This window comes from Neorhizobium sp. BT27B (genome assembly GCF_050455485.1).
Taxonomy (GTDB): Bacteria; Pseudomonadota; Alphaproteobacteria; order Rhizobiales; family Rhizobiaceae; genus Neorhizobium.
This window is the reverse complement of sequence record NZ_JBCIYT010000001.1, coordinates 1,074,811-1,089,854: the sequence shown is the minus strand read 5'-3', so window position 1 is coordinate 1,089,854 and position 15,044 is coordinate 1,074,811. Positions and strand designations below refer to the sequence as shown.

The window sequence follows — 15,044 nt, the reverse complement described above, 5'->3', positions numbered from 1 at the left end:
GATAACTTGATCCCGACCGCGACCTAAGAATCTCATCCAGATTGTCGCCCGCGTCTCATCCTGATTGCCGCGCAATAGTCGTGCGCTCGCCGTATTGGCGGCTACGTTGACATTCGGCGGTAGCATGCTTCCGGAGGCCTCGCCGCCGAGATCAGGCAAACCGGGCAGTCCTTCGATGCCTGGATTGCGGAAGTTGCGCGGGCCGAGGCTTTCGAGGTTGAGGACGACAGCCGTTCTAAGCTGGCGCATGGCTGCGCAGCAACAGGGTTGGATGAACGCAGGGGTCTGTTGGCAATCGCTGGCCCAGATTAGCGAGCTCGCCAGTGCCCTTGCTGGCGAGAAGCCAGAGCGAACCGCTCCCCGGCTTCAGAACCTCGCCGGTTTCGAGATGCCCGTTCGGAATGCGCTCGCCGCGTTTGCCATTAGATCAGCGGCGAGCCTGGATATATCATCCGTCGTCCAGCACATGGGTCGTCTAACCCCCAACGCGATCCGACAAGCATTCAACTCCTTCTAATGCAGTCTGGGCCGCTACCCGCGACTTTGTCCCCCCGGCGGTCGTAGACACTGGCAATGTCCTCAATCGAGCCAGCCTTCACCAAGAAGCCGCCTGCGGGCTTTACAGCACCTGAACTTGCCAACAATCCTAGGCGAAGCTCCCGCTGCCGCGCGAACCGGAATTCCTTGGTCATGCTTACTGACATGCGTTCAGTGTTCACCATGTCGTACTCATCGACATATTGGATCGGAAACGAGGCATAGAACCATCCGGGCAAGTCACGCTCGACTGCGGCATTGATCCTCTCGTCAAATTCCGATGGGTTCCAGACCACCAAGCAAGCATCGACTTGAAACTCGTCTATCAAACGCAAATCGGGTCCGGTCGACCATGACGACAACCAGTAGGCATCAGCTTGGCGCGTGTAGGTAACATCACCGATCGGTATCATCGATCTACCTTTGGAGCCGACTATTTTTAAGGTCTGCCCTGGTGTCGAGCGTTGTCTTCTGAGCTCGTCGTCGCGTTGGGCGGCATTGAGCTTGGGATCGTCGAAGCCTTCCGCCGGTGAGAACCAAATTTCGCCAGCCGTAAGGGTTTCAAGCAGGCGATCCATCGTGCTGACTCGCGCCCATGTCTTGAAGTCCGTTTCCATCTCCGGCTCACAGTCCGGGATTAGGCGCTCTTGGGACGCACCTTCCGAGACATCGATGTCTGTAATTTTCCGCCGTTCCAGCTCAGCTTCGGTCTGCGCCAACATCCTAAGCCACCAGACGGTGCTGAAGTGGCTTTGGGAAATGGGCTCGTTGTCCATAGAGGGTCGCCGTAGCCAGAGCAACGTGGTCACGATATCACGATATCTTTGGACCAGCTTGTCGCCATGAACATTCCTGAGCTTCAAAGTAGTAAGATCGAGCATCTTCCACATCTCGGGATCGAACTCGGGTCGGCCACCCAGCTCGTTCCTAATCACGTCCAGCTTTTCTCGAATCGTCATAGTCGCCTCCATAGTCCCGCAACCTTGAAGACCAGAACCGTGGTATTCTCAAGCGCATCTAGGCATCGTTTCTGGTATCCGCTTATGGCGCAAAGCTACCGAGGTCGCCTTCTGGGGCCATAGCGGTCACCGATCTGCAGTTCGTAAGCCGGTGTACCCCAAGGGACGAAAGTCCTTCGTCATTGGATAATCTACAACACCGGAACGGCTGCACAATGAACCCTCACGAGTCGAAGCTCTTGAGGTCATCCTTTGCATTTTAGGTAGGGCGGGCGATGATGAATGAGCACGAGCTTAAACGATGCAAATGTACCAGCCCATCTTCCCGGACTACGAGTTAGACTTGTCGTATTTACCTCCGCGTCGTGGTAGTTCTCTGTTCTATCTGAGCAGGGACAGGAGCCAACGACCTTCAACACATTCTTTCCAAATGGCTCCGCGTGGGTGCGGGCCGATTTTCATCTGCATACTAGGGCGGACAAGGAGTTCGACTATAAGGGTGACGATAACGCGTTCGTCAGCACTTATGTGGCAGCGCTCAAGTCGGCCAACATCCGACTTGGTGTGATCACCAACCACAACAAGTTCGACGTTTCAGAGTTCAAGGCTCTCAGGCGCGCCGCCAAACATGAAGGCATCGGCCTTCTTCCAGGCGTCGAGCTTTCCGTAAACGACGGCGGCAACGGCATCCACACGCTCGTCGTGTTCTCTGACGAATGGCTTGACAACGGGAACGACTACATAAATTCGTTCTTAGGGACGACGTTCGTGGGTCGGACCGCCGCTCAATACGAGAACGAAAATGCGCGGTCTAACGACGACCTTGTGACCACGCTTGCGACGCTGGAGCGCTTCAACCGCGATTTCTTCGTGCTATTCGCCCATGTGGAGCGCTCTAGCGGTCTATGGAATGAACTAAAAGGCGGGCGCATGGAAGAGCTGGCCGCCAACCCACTCGTCCAGAAATATACCTTGGGATTCCAGCAGGTCCGCACTCACGATGTGTCGGATCGTCCCTGCCGAGTGAAGGTCAAGCAGTGGTGGCCGTCATATCCGGCCGAAGTGGAAGGCAGTGATCCGAAAGCCATCGACAAGATCGGCAAAGGGCGGAGCACATTCGTAAAAGTCGGCGACCTCACCTTCGACGCCCTCAAATTTGCGTTGCGCGACTTTTCTTTCCGCGTGGCGGAGTCCGAACCGAAACTTTCGCACGGGTTTATCCGGGCCGTGCGATTTGAAGGAGGGCTTTTAGACAAGGCCCGCATTCCTTTCTCGGCGCACCTAAACTGCTTGATCGGCATTCAGGGCAGCGGCAAGTCCTCCGTGCTTGAATGCCTCCGCTGGGCCCTTAACGTGCCGTTCGGTGACCGTCCACAGGACCGAAAGTACAAAGAGGAACTTGTTCCCTTCGTACTCGGGAGCGGCGGCAGGGTAATCATCGAGGCTGTCGATCACTTGGGTTCCCCATACGAGATCAGACGCATCCTTGGGCATGACCCTGAAGTCTTCGTTGGTGGTGTGCTCAGACGGGGTGTTGCAGTTGGCCAGAGCATTATCCGTAGTCCGCTCTACTTCGGTCAGAAGGATCTCTCGGCTGCCGGTCAGGATTTCGGCAAGGACCTTGTCGAGAAGCTAGTCGGGGAGTTGCTTCGTCCCATCCGGGAGAGCATCGGCATTAAGTCGGTCGACCTGAACGGAGCGGTCATCCAGCTTCAGTCCATCGAGACCGATTCTGACAAGCTTACGGTGCTTCGCTCTGAGCTTGAGGCTCTCAACTACCAGATCGAGCAGTTTGATAAATACGGAGTGAACGACAAGCTCGAGAAGCAACTGGCACATAATCACGATGCAGCATTTGCGACCGCCGTTGATGATAAGTCCGAGAAATGGACGGGAAAGCTCCTCCAGCTCGTCCAAGAGGGGGATGACCTTGTCGGGTCGCTTGCGATACCTCCATCCAAATACAACGCAGCCTTCTTCTCCGAGTACCACCTTGTCCTCAATGAGTTGAAGGCCTCTATCGGCACGCTCCGTGCAGCGCATAAGGCTGCTGAAGCAGCGCGCGACAAGCTCCTCGCCAAACATGGGGATCTCAATCTCACCATCGACGGGTTGAAGGACGAGTTCGCCGGCGTGGAACGCGAATTGTTGCAAGCGCTCGCGGACAAGGGCATCACCTCTCTTCAGCCCGATGACTATGTTAAAAGTACCGAGCGCAAAATGATCGTTGAGGGTAAAATTACTGATCTGGAGCGTACGACATCGAAGGCCGAAGAGCACCATCAAAGCGTCGCTACCTTGTCCAGCACCCTCAATGAAGCTTGGCTGTCGGAGTATAGGACGACAACCGAAGCTCTTGAGAAGATAAATCAGGCCCAATCCGAGCTGAAGATCACGCCGGCCTTCAAGGGAGATAAGGTAGCATACGCCGCCCGGCTGGAACAGGCCCTTAAGGGTAGCAGCGTACGCTCAGACACCATCGAGGCGATCTGCACCAAGTATGCAGACTTCGCCGCGATTTACGCGAACCTGGACGAGGCCTCTGCTATGGCCCGCGGCCGCGCGGATGCTTTCCGGGATTACTTTCTAAAGGCCGCTTCCGACCTTCTCACCTATCAGGTGCCCAACACCTACGAGATCACCTATCACGGGCGCCCCTTGCGGTCGCATTCCCTCGGTCAGCGAGCGTCCGCCATGATGCTGTTCCTCCTGAGTCAGAAAGAGCACGATCTCATTTTGATCGATCAGCCGGAAGACGATCTGGACAGCCAGACCGTCTACGAAGAAGTGGTCAAGCGCATCCGGGAATTGAAACGCGCCAGGCAATTCATTTTTGCCACGCACAACGCCAACTTTCCCGTTCTCGGTGACTCAGAGTCTGTTTCTGCTTTCACTGTTTCCGACAGCAAAATCGACGTGGTAACCGACAGTATTGACGCAGCCGACTGCCAGACGCGCATCATTAGGATCATGGAAGGTGGCCCCGAAGCGTTTGCCCGGCGAAAAACGATTTACGAGCACTGGAAGGTGGAACGCCGCTAATGCGGCGTTTCGGCACGATCCTTGACACAAAGCGGTCACAGGATTCGAGCTGGAGCGGACGCGTTCAGCTTACTCCCCAGAGTTCGAGGCTTGTGAATATGATTTAACATTACCCGCTTTATCAATGAACTTCAGCTCGCCGGAGACCGCGTCTCGGATGATCGCCTTAGCAAGTGCAGCTCCATCCAACGTCGTGGTCTCTTTTTCAACGTTCACATCGTACGTGAAATCCACGCCGTCGATTGGCAACTCCCAGCCACCTGCTTTATAAACATGATGCGGCAGCAACATCTGATGCGTCAGACCGTTCTCATTTTCACGGCCATGGGGCAGCAATTGCCGAAAGTCCTCTAGGGAATAGGACGAGAGTGAGCCAGGCGGACCGAATATAATCTTCTCGTGAGTAGTAGTTGCGGCCTCTATCCTGATTTCCTCGTTAGGCTTCAGTGTATCGAGAAAGGATTTGCTGATTTGAGGAGTAAACTTTGTGATCTCCGGGACGATGACGTGGTACGTTATGACAATCGTTTTCACGCGACCTTTCCAATCAGTCTCGTTCGGAGCCCTTAGTTCCTTGAGGGTTATTCCGTAGTGATCTGCGTATCGCTTGGCACCGCTCTGGTAGCCTACAAGAGTCGCGAATATTCCAGATAGTCCCGGCACATCAACAAGGACGCCATAGAAATCACGGACCCGCCCAATCGAAACAGTTTCGTTGAATGCCTTGCACTCGATCGCTGTCTTGTAAGTCTGACCGGCTACGCGGAACTCCCAGTAGACATCAATCTGATGTTCACAGCCGGACTTGCCGGTTAATTTCGTATTGTGTTGGACCGTTATGTTTTCGACATCCTCCGAATTAATGACCGCCTGATACACGGCCTGGACAAACTGCTCGTATTCCGTTCCTTTTGCTACGTTTGTCGAATTGGCCAAGCATTCCCCCTGTGTACTTTGAGCGGTGCTCTGGAATATCGTCCCTGACCGGAGCCTACAATGGAACGGTCCATCGGCAACCTTGATCGTCAGTATACCAGAGATTGAGTTCCTACGCTTACAACCTGATTTGGATCAGAAGAAGTGTCAATGACCGGAATTGACGCAAGCGGTCTTCGTGCAGCTCTACGTGGCTCCACATCGATCGGCCGCGAGATGATCGGCAGCCGATTTCGACGCTGTTGGCCTTCGGCTTGATAAGCGGCCAGCAGGCGCAACGCTTGCCGCAAATCCGACTGCGGGTTCCTCTTTAAGGATTGAAATTCCGGGAGCGCTTCCAACATTGCCAGCTCGACCGCTAGAACCTCGAACGTCTTCCCGCCAAGTAAACGCCTCGCTTTGCCCGCGAGGAATTTGACATTCCGTGCACTCTGGCCCGACCTTCCACGACGGATAAGCCATTGCACGAATCCCCCCTGAATATCAGGGACCGATTTTGCGGCTTCCCGATCCAGGATGACGCGACCGATTGATGCCGCGACAGGCGCGGGAACAGCGTTGGCGATCATCTGCAGCACATCCCTTTTCGCCGATGCCTCCCATTTCCATGAGATAGGAAAACCTTGGACGCGAGAAATCTGTGGGATAGTCAGGACTGCGCTTTCAGATGCTGCGATCGGGTCTGCGTGATGCGGAGAAGAGAGATAACGATGCGTCGGTCTCTCCCATATGGTTCGCGTGACCGTTGGAAGAGGTTCGTCCACGGACCGGACGCCACGGCCGGCGCGGACAGGTCTTGCGTAAACAAAGCCCTTCTCGATAAGGGCCGCGTCGTCAGGATGCGCTCGATACGACACAGGTAGAGGTCTTATCGACCGTTCCCGGATAGTGGGTGCGGGTTCATCTGGGGACCAGATCGAGCGTCGCGCTTCAGAAGTGGACGGGAAATAGATCGCGGCCGGCGTGGCTATGCCAAATAGGTCGCGCAAGCTCATCGGTGCAGGTGCCGCCGCTGCGGCGATCGACGAGGCTAGGAAGTCGTCGCGTTCTCCTTGTCGGCCTACAACGAACAGGCGTCTTCTTGACTGCGGCACACCGTAACGAGAGGCATCGAGCTTCGATTCTGTCAGGCCATACCCAGCCGCCTTCAGGATCGAGCGCGCGGTTGCCCAGGTTTTCGACTTTGCGGCGTTGATGACGTTTTCCATCAGGACCCACCGAGGGCGCACCGTTGCCACAAGGACCGCAAAGGCAAGCGTCAGCTTCGCATTATCGGCTTCTTCCCTACGCCCCGCGCTGGAGTAGTCCTGACAGGGAGGCCCGCCGGCAATCATATCGGGGGCAAGGGCCAGCAATTCCGGAATGATACCGAGGAGGTCGCCAAGGTCGCGGACCTGTGCATGATCGCCGAGGTTGATGTTATAGTTTTTCACCGCAATGGGCCATGCGTCGTATGCCCGAACAACATCAAATCCGGCTTGCTTGAGCCCGAGGGACATTCCCCCCGCCCCGCAAAATAGCTCTACAACGCGCACTTAAATCCCTGTCCCGCCGTAATGTGATTTCACGTTACGAACATGCCTGTTTTTCCTTTCGTAAACGTTCACTTCACGAACCGGATTTTTCCGCCGTTCAGGGCCTTATGGCTGGCATATTCTGCATCCTTTCGTAAGGGCACTTCGTCGTATCTCTGAACGAGATCTGGGCGAGCTGGTCAATGAAGCCCGAAGCTGTTTTTGCTTTTCCGTTGAACCCGCGCCGTGGCTATGCTTTGAAGGAGCGTCGCGGATTTTGTCAGTTTGTTCGCTGTGCAGCTCGATACTCTCGATGATGACGGCTTTATGCACTTGGTCACAATCGAGATGCCGAGGATCGACAGCTCGCTTCAGCGCTCACGCGACGATCCTTCCTAGCGTGCAGACGGGGCCGAAGGTATCGGCCAGCTCTGGAAGAGTTTCGGCCTGGACTTTCCGCGGCACAGGACGAGAAACCCATACAGCCTGATCCCACCGGCTATTGTCCTATATGTCAACTCGACGCCATCATGTTCCGAAGGAAGGAAGCCAGCAGCGGGCGGTTGCACCGCCCGAACTGGCCAAGGGAGGGCGAGCCCTTCCCTGTGGAACCCACCCGCCTCATGCGGGGCATCCGCATATCGGAGACGGACACCATGTCGCGATCGAAATCCCGCAAGGCAACCTCAGTTCTGTCGTTCCGCCTCATGCCCGATGAGCATGAGGCGATTAGACTGGCTGCATCGACCCGTGGGCTCGGGTCAACGACCTTCGCTAGGCGCGCGACGTTCGCGGCGGCTGGGCTGCCAGCTCCACGTAAGGAGCGTGCGCCTAACCCGAATGCCGCTGACCTAGCGAAGATTCTAGGCCAGCTCGGTCGCATAGCCTCGTCCGCCAATCAGCTCGCCAAGGTCGCGAATGCCACCAAGGCGGCGGCATCCGTCACGGCATCGCTGGCAATCGTCGACGAGCTCACCCGTGTCCGAGAGGAGCTTGTCGGAAGATGATCGGCGGTATCGGTCGGCACGGACGCACGAGGCGAGACAGTCGGAACCTCGCGGCTCACCTCCTGAAGGAGCAGGGCATCGCTGTCGAGATCGTCAACAGCGCCGCCCCGGACCTTCGCGCCGTTATGGCTGACATGGAGCTCGCGCGAGACGGGTCGGCGGCCGATGCGGCCTTCCTGCACATCTTCATCTCACCTTCCCGCAACATGTCTCGTGACGAACTCCGAAGGGTCGGCGAGCTCGTCCTACGGCATTTCGGCGCAGAGGAGCACCAGTCTGCATTCGTCTACCACCACAAGCCTCGTCGCGGCGGTGAAGGCGGCAGCCATCTGCATCTGGTCGTGGGCCGAATCGGCCTTGATGGGGATGTTCTACCCGCCGGCTTCGAAATTATCCGCATGGAGACGGCCATGCGTATCGCCGAATTCGAGATGGACGAACCCGCGACCCTCGGACGCCATCATGCTTCTGCTATCCGATGGCTGCGCGCCAACGGCCGGGAAGACGTGGCCGACTGGCTCGAAGCTACCCTCGGCTACAATCCAGACAAGCCAGCATCGGCCGCTTCGCCTTCCAAGCGACAGGCGCTCGCCCGTAAGGGGGTGGAACTGGCCGATGTTGCCGAAGTCGTGCGTTCGGCCTGGTCCGCCGCCGATGGCGGTCGGTCCTTTGCCGCAGCATTACGAGCAGAAGGAATCGCTATTGTTCGGGGAGAGAAGACCAATGTCTACATCGTGCGCCACGGCGATGTCGAAGTCGGTGCCCTTGATCGCATCGTGAAACTCAAGCGCCGCGAGGTCGCGGCCCGTATGGAAGGGTTCGAATATGAGCATCCAGAAGATCACCAACCCGACCGAAGGCCTGAAGATCGTATACCGGGAGGCCCGCAACGCGACGACAGCCGCCGAGAGGCTGGAGCCTTTGCTACAGCTTTTGGAGGTTCCGCAGGAGGGGCCGTCTCCGATAGAACAGCTCCAGGAAGTCCTGGAGACAATTCTGACCGGGCAACGCCTACTGCACCAGTCGATGCTGGAACTGCATCAGAAAGTCGATGCCATCGCGTCGAAGCGGCGCGGCTGACCGGCGGCCTGAAGGGCTTTTCGATCACTTCAAATATGCAGAGGGAAATGGGCGCTACTTTCAATCGCGAGCTCGACGAACTCCGGGCTCCAATGCCGGGACATTTGCGACCATACCTCTCCCGACCGGGCTGGGGTAGACTTCGAGAACTGGCCAAGGAGGTTCGTCATTTCGTCCAGACTGTCCGCCGGAAGATCAGGTTCGGCGAACGGCGGGGGATGCCGACAGGAACGATAGCGTCACAGTCCTCCCCGTTGTCCCGCGACGCCGAAACCGGTCCCGTATTCACCATTCGTCCGAAGTAGAGTCGTCTGATCTGGGCGCTATTCACGATTCGTCGCGGTGTATGGTGTTTACCTATCATGGGGTCTGGGGCTTTGCCCCTCAGCACGGTAGAGATCCAAGTTCACTGTTGTTCGGCTTGCCGCATTGCCTTGTGAACCTGCCCGACCGACACCTCAAGGTGGGCGGCCAGTTCCGCAACCGTCATCCCCTGCGATGCCCGGAGATACAGGGCTTTCTCCCCCATCTTTCGTCGTTCGGCCTGTTGTACGGTGCGATCCTTTCCACCGCGACGATGACGGGAAGCCTTGGTTCGCTCGGTATTCAGTTCCCGCTTCCGATCTTCATCGACCAGGACCCGGAGCCCGGCCGCACGTTGTTCCGTCGGATCAATCCGCAACCATTCGAGAATCGTGCTGACCTTCATCCGGTAGCGGCAGTCGACTTCAAACCCTCGAAATGGGACCGTCTGCCCCGCAGCGGCCTGACGCGCACGTTTGATCACGGCGGACATGCGCGATTTCGTTTCGCTGTCACGCCACCCGGCCGCCTCGTGCCCGAGGGCAAGGATTTCGCGTCCAAGAACCTCCGAAGGAGAAATCCACGAGATCGCGGTAGCCGCCACAAACAGCCAAGCATCACGCTGGCCCCCTGGCAGCGGCCCCTCTGGACAACGATATGCCCGAAGACGCTGGAGGTCGGTCAGGACCGTCTCCCAGTAAGTTGCCGCTGACAGGAACTTCACCGGAGCCGTCTTGTCCTTGCCCTCTGCCTTACGCTTGGCGCGCTCGGTACGGAGGGAAATGAGGTCGGCATGGGTTACAGGAAGTACTTCGTCGGCGAGCGTGCCGAAGACGTGCCGCGTGGGGGCCTCCGGCGATCCATGATACCAGACCATGCCAACGGTTCGCCGGTCATAATCGGCGCGGCTGTTATCGGAGCCGACGAGGCGGAAGACACGCGCCGCATCTTGGGCCCGCTTGTCCGCCCCGAACGTCTCCAAGGCCGCCCCCAAGTGTTTCTGGACCGCATTCCAGCGCGGCAGGGCCGCACGTGGAAGAAGTTCCGTCAGCCAGACGCAGACAAGCCCCCGGCCCGTAGAAAGGATATAAGAAGGATGCGGTAACATCGCCTCTTCCAGATGACCGAGGAGCGCGACGACTACATCAGCCGGCGCTTTTCCGCGCCACCGCGATACATTGTGATAATCAAGATCGGCATAACATGCACCGATCGCAGTCAGATCTGAAATCGACCGCCATCTTCCGAAGACAGCCTGTGACAGGTAAATGTCGGCTCTGTTGTCCTGTCGCAGTAACCGTTCGGCTTCCTCGACAGCGCACAAGCCCGCGCGGACAGTCCATTCCTGCCAAGGCTTACCGTCCCTGTCACGCACACGCTGCGCAAAGCTGACGACGCCGTTCCGCATGCCGCAAGCGCGACCATTGTAGGGATGGAGATTTTCGAGATGTTGGCGGGGTCCGAACGCGCCGTAGTCAAAACCAAATTGTTGACAACGATTTTGGGTATGCGGTGGCGTCGGTATGGCTGGGATATGTCCCAGCCGGGCGGTCAATGACCCGCGTGGGGGGTCTTTAGATCAAAGTCGCCGTAGGCAATCATATGAAACGTTCCTTAAACGGCACCTTGGGTTCCAGCCCAGTGACAGCGCCTTCCATCATGGTCATCCGCCGGCTTTCGTCGGTCAATGCCATTCTTACGCAAGGAAGCTGTGGGCGCGCTTCCACATCCGCGATTTGATCTTGCTTCGCTGGGACAAATCAGGACATTCTGGCAATAACATTCCCAGTGCAGGTTCCCCGATGCAGAACAAGTTTTCCATGCTCAAGCTTCAGTCCGGACTATCGGAAGAGGAGCTGGCAGAACGCCTAGGCTACAATTCCCGGCAAATCCGGAGGTGGGATTCCGGGAATCAAGAGCCGCGACTTTCAGTTATGCTCGCCATGCAACGCCTTGTTCCTGAAGTTGAGGCCGCATCGGAAGGAAATGCCTTTACGTTCATTGATCTATTCGCCGGGATAGGGGGCCTTCGCAAGGCATTCGATGCCGCCGGCGGACGTTGTGTGTTTACGTCTGAGTGGGACAAATATGCTCAGCAGACTTACATGGCTAACAACCGCGACAATCGACCGATCGCGGGCGACATAACCAAGGTACCCGTCGATGAAATTCCTCAGCATAACGTCCTGGTGGCAGGTATACCCTGCCAGCCCTTTTCGATCGCGGGAGTCTCCAAGAAGAACTCGCTAGGGAGAGCCCATGGCTTCGCGGACGAAACCCAAGGTACGCTCTTCTTCGATGTTGCCCGCATCCTTAAACATCATCGCCCGGATGCGTTCCTGATTGAGAACGTCAAAAATTTGAAGAGCCACGATAAAGGAAAGACATTCACGATCATCATGGACGTGCTGCGGAATGAATTGGGCTACCACGTCCATGAAATGGTCATCGATGCCCGCCATTTTCTTCCGCAACATCGCCAGCGAATTGTCATCGTCGGCTTCCGTGAAGAAGTTCCGTTCGCTTGGAATGATCTGAAGCTACCGCCGAAAGGTGCGAAGGTTATGAAAGACATCCTACATCCTGAGGACGGTACAGAGGTTGCAGAAGGCCATTTTACCGCAGGTGAATTCGCTCGAGTCAGTGAGAAATATACGCTTACCGACAAACTGTGGGCTTATCTCCAGAACTACGCCCTGAAGCATCAGGCCCAAGGCAATGGGTTTGGCTTCGGCCTCGTGGGCCCGGAAGACACATGCAGAACATTGTCAGCCAGATATTATAAAGATGGGTCCGAGATCCTTATTCATCGCGGAGCTGGTCGAAACCCTCGTCGTCTGACGCCACGTGAATGCGCCAGACTTATGGGTTTTGGTAATGACTTCAGGATTCCGGTTTCAGATACTCAGGCTTACAAGCAATTTGGCAACTCTGTGGCTGTGCCCGTCTTCACCGAGGTAGCCCGGATAATGAAGCCGCACGTGCTCGATCTAATCGGCCGGAAGCCTGAAATGGACCTCGCTGGCTGAACTGCCTAGACTGTCCCGAACTAACGATTCGGGGCAGCTATGATTGACACACTCGAGAAGCTTCTCCGCACGATGGCGGCTCATGGTGCAACCAAATTCTATGCCAAAAAGCTTGCATCGAACGATAATTCCAAGAACCAGGTTTACCTGGGCGGAGACTACTCAGCGCTCAACATCCTTCCCTTTGGCAAGGTGGATACAGATAGCGACAGCAAGGCAGGCTCGAAGCGGGATCGTGCGAAAGCGTGGCTGTCTTTCTATTGGCTCGATGAAAACGGCATACACGAAGCTCCTGAAGCGAAGCTGATTCTGTACCCGAAGTATCCCGAGGTTCGCCTCTCGGGGTTTCTCAAGCGCTCAGAGATGGCACCCTCGGCTATTATGAGACAGCGCTGCGACGGACGTACCCTATTCTTGGGAACCACTCCCAACGGGCGCGTTCTTGCTCACGCGGTTATGCCAGGAAGCGCGCTACGTAGCCAACTAGATGCTTTAGGCTCACCGCCACAGGAAGGGGTATTCATTGAGCTGAGTGTCGATGCCCGTGCCGTGGGAGATACCAGAGGGCAGCTTCTTGCAACACTCCGGGCTATCCACGCGAAATCGTGGATTGCTTCGCGACGCATGGGACCAGGCGGATTGGCCGTGCCATACGTTGCCGCGAATGGCGGCGGCTATACGTTGGAGGCCGAGCTCGGCATCTCACCCAATGGTTATGCGGAACCTGACTTCCTCGGATGGGAGGTCAAGCAGTACGCGGTGAACGACTTCATCTCAAACATCGCGCAGAATCCTGTGACCCTGTTGACGCCAGAGCCTACCGCAGGGATCTACAGGGACGAGGGAGTCGAAGTCTTCATTCGCCGCTTCGGCTATCCGGATCAGCGTGGAAGAGCAGACAGGCTCAACTTCGGAGGGATTTATAAGGTCGGAGCGCCGGCCAATGCCAACACGGGCGTCCGGCTCCATTTACTCGGTTTCGATTATGAGAAGAAAGTCATTACCGACATGACCCAAGGGATTGCGCTCCTCAGCAACGACGGCACACCAGCCGCGATCTGGAACTTCACAGGCATCCTGGAGCACTGGAACAGAAAGCATGCCAAGACCGTATACATTCCCTCCATAAAAAGGGGGCCGCCCATGGAATACGCCTACAGCGATCTGGTGCAACTTTGTGTCGGGACCGACTTTGACATGTTCCTCAAGGCGCTGGCGGCCGGCGCGATCTACTATGATCCGGGGCTCAAGCTGGAGAACATCAATTCTCCTCGGCCGCGTGCGAAGCGGAGAAGTCAGTTTCGTATACGGCACAGCGACCTGAACAGGCTCTATCACCAGATAGAGGAGACCCGGCTTATTCCTTGAGGATTTGATCGCCAGATGGATAGGATAACACCTGAGCGCCGAAGCGCTAACATGGCCCGAATCAAGGGTAAAAATACCAAGCCTGAAATGGTAGTTCGTCGCCTAGTGCACGCTCTAGGTTATCGATACAGGCTCCATCGGAAAGATCTTCCTGGAAAACCGGACCTCGTATTCGAGTCTCGAAAAGCAGTGATATTCGTACACGGGTGTTTCTGGCATCAGCATGCTGACCCGCAATGCAGGAATTCCGTCCTTCCCAAGACTAGGGTGGAGTTCTGGAGGGCGAAGCTTGAGCGCAACGTTGAACGGGATGCCGAAAACCTACGCGCCCTGGAAAGACTGGGATATAGAGTTCTGGTGATTTGGGAGTGCGGGATCAAGACGCCTGATATCCTGGCGGAAGAGCTGGAGACCTTTCTAGGTTCACGTACCAAGTCGACAGCCAAGGATGCCGGAACGACGCTATCCTAACGCTGTTGAGGAGGTGCCTTCTGAACTTCTGTAGAAGGTTGCTTCGAGGAATTTTCTGTTACGTCTGGCGCTCTCGGAGCATCAACCCTCTCTTTCAGAGTTGCGATCTCACGCCTTAGATTTTCCATCTCTGATCTCACTTCTTCCACGCTCTGGCCCGGCGGAAAAGAGTAGGAGCCAAAGTCCGCAACATACTGCGCTACCGCTAAGACGATGGCTATCAATGCCACCCATGCCAGTCCCTCGGTTCGGAGGCGATTCATTACCTTGCGCGTAGCTTTGGCGGCAATGTCATCCCGATCAAGAAACGTCTTGGGAAACAACGAGGCGGCTGCCTTCTGCTGCTTCTTCACATACTCGCGCAGAGGGGGTGCGGGGCGCATGTGTTCCTCATGAACCGGGGCATGGTCGAAGAAACTCACTCGCAGGAATTCATCACCCCTATGGATCGGATAGCAGACCTTTCCAAAATTCAGGAGCGTTGTGGTCAGCGGTCCAGTCCATCCTGGATCGACAATGCCGACCGTGAGCGCCCAGATGCCTTGGTGCGTCAATGTCGTCTTGTATGTGACATGACCAGTGACATGTCCGGGCAGATTGAAGACTTCCGCTGAGACCACCTGCACAATTTCGCCGGGACCGAGTACAAACGGATCGCTCGCCATTTTCCCTTTCCCGTCGATGATTTCGCCAATAGTCAGATCGATACTGGATCCGTGAACTACCCCCTCACCACTGCTGAAAAATTTCTTCGGATCTAATGCTTGTCCCGCTATTAGTGTCATAAATCCCCCCTAA

11 protein-coding genes and 1 pseudogene are annotated in these 15,044 nt (G+C 56.4%); 6 read left to right on the top strand and 6 right to left on the bottom strand.

Annotation, left to right across the window (positions count from 1 at the left end; translation table 11 throughout):
• Both AAIH70_RS05570 and AAIH70_RS05565 read right to left on the bottom strand, forming a co-directional pair.
• Positions 1–249, bottom strand: a 249-nt coding sequence (locus AAIH70_RS05570; protein WP_430033500.1) for a hypothetical protein, incomplete at its 3' end; no start/stop codon positions are given.
• A gap of 254 nt (positions 250–503) precedes the next feature.
• Positions 504–1,496 carry a hypothetical protein gene (locus tag AAIH70_RS05565; RefSeq protein ID WP_430033498.1) on the bottom strand — a complete coding sequence of 331 codons (993 nt, stop codon included), beginning with the start codon at positions 1,494–1,496 and terminating at the stop codon, positions 504–506.
• Positions 1,497–1,907: 411 nt separating this feature from the next.
• Between AAIH70_RS05565 and AAIH70_RS05560 the strand changes: the two are divergent.
• A pseudogene (locus tag AAIH70_RS05560) lies at positions 1,908–4,538 on the top strand (TrlF family AAA-like ATPase); the annotation flags it as partial.
• Between the two features lie 69 nt (positions 4,539–4,607).
• Here AAIH70_RS05560 and AAIH70_RS05555 read toward each other — a convergent pair.
• Both AAIH70_RS05555 and AAIH70_RS05550 read right to left on the bottom strand, forming a co-directional pair.
• Positions 4,608–5,474 (bottom strand): restriction endonuclease, encoded by an 867-nt coding sequence (locus AAIH70_RS05555; protein WP_430033495.1) that lies wholly within the window; start codon positions 5,472–5,474, stop codon positions 4,608–4,610.
• Positions 5,475–5,563: 89 nt separating this feature from the next.
• Complete coding sequence (locus AAIH70_RS05550; protein WP_430033492.1) at positions 5,564–7,009, bottom strand: DNA cytosine methyltransferase; 1,446 nt, start codon at positions 7,007–7,009, stop codon at positions 5,564–5,566.
• A 509-nt stretch (positions 7,010–7,518) separates the two neighbouring features.
• Between AAIH70_RS05550 and AAIH70_RS05545 the strand changes: the two genes are divergently transcribed.
• Together AAIH70_RS05545 and AAIH70_RS05540 are read left to right on the top strand one after the other, a co-directional pair.
• Positions 7,519–7,995 carry a plasmid mobilization protein gene (locus AAIH70_RS05545; RefSeq protein WP_430033489.1) on the top strand — a complete coding sequence of 159 codons (477 nt, stop codon included), beginning with the start codon at positions 7,519–7,521 and terminating at the stop codon, positions 7,993–7,995.
• Positions 7,992–9,380, top strand: coding sequence for a relaxase/mobilization nuclease domain-containing protein (locus AAIH70_RS05540; RefSeq protein WP_430033486.1), 1,389 nt, complete (start codon positions 7,992–7,994; stop codon positions 9,378–9,380). The genes AAIH70_RS05545 and AAIH70_RS05540 overlap by 4 nt, the downstream gene beginning before the upstream one ends.
• A gap of 101 nt (positions 9,381–9,481) precedes the next feature.
• Here the strand turns inward: AAIH70_RS05540 and AAIH70_RS05535 are convergent, their stop codons facing one another.
• A complete protein-coding gene (locus AAIH70_RS05535; protein WP_430033483.1) occupies positions 9,482–10,786 on the bottom strand; it encodes a hypothetical protein in 1,305 nt (434 codons plus the stop codon).
• 394 nt (positions 10,787–11,180) lie between these two features.
• Between AAIH70_RS05535 and dcm the strand changes: the two genes are divergently transcribed.
• Genes dcm through AAIH70_RS05520 form a run of 3 tightly spaced genes read left to right on the top strand, consistent with a single transcriptional unit; the run spans position 11,181 to position 14,246 of the window.
• Positions 11,181–12,407, top strand: coding sequence for a DNA (cytosine-5-)-methyltransferase (gene dcm, locus AAIH70_RS05530; RefSeq protein WP_430033480.1), 1,227 nt, complete (start codon positions 11,181–11,183; stop codon positions 12,405–12,407).
• A 39-nt stretch (positions 12,408–12,446) separates the two neighbouring features.
• Positions 12,447–13,775, top strand: a complete 1,329-nt coding sequence (locus AAIH70_RS05525) for an MvaI/BcnI family restriction endonuclease (RefSeq protein WP_430033477.1) — start codon at positions 12,447–12,449, stop codon at positions 13,773–13,775.
• Positions 13,776–13,790: 15 nt separating this feature from the next.
• Positions 13,791–14,246 carry a very short patch repair endonuclease gene (locus AAIH70_RS05520; protein WP_430033475.1) on the top strand — a complete coding sequence of 152 codons (456 nt, stop codon included), beginning with the start codon at positions 13,791–13,793 and terminating at the stop codon, positions 14,244–14,246.
• Here AAIH70_RS05520 and AAIH70_RS05515 read toward each other — a convergent pair.
• On the bottom strand, positions 14,243–15,031 hold the full coding sequence (locus AAIH70_RS05515) for a dCTP deaminase domain-containing protein (RefSeq protein ID WP_430033472.1): 789 nt from the start codon (positions 15,029–15,031) through the stop codon (positions 14,243–14,245). The two genes, AAIH70_RS05520 and AAIH70_RS05515, sit on opposite strands and share 4 nt — an antisense overlap.
• Positions 15,032–15,044 lie beyond the last annotated feature (13 nt).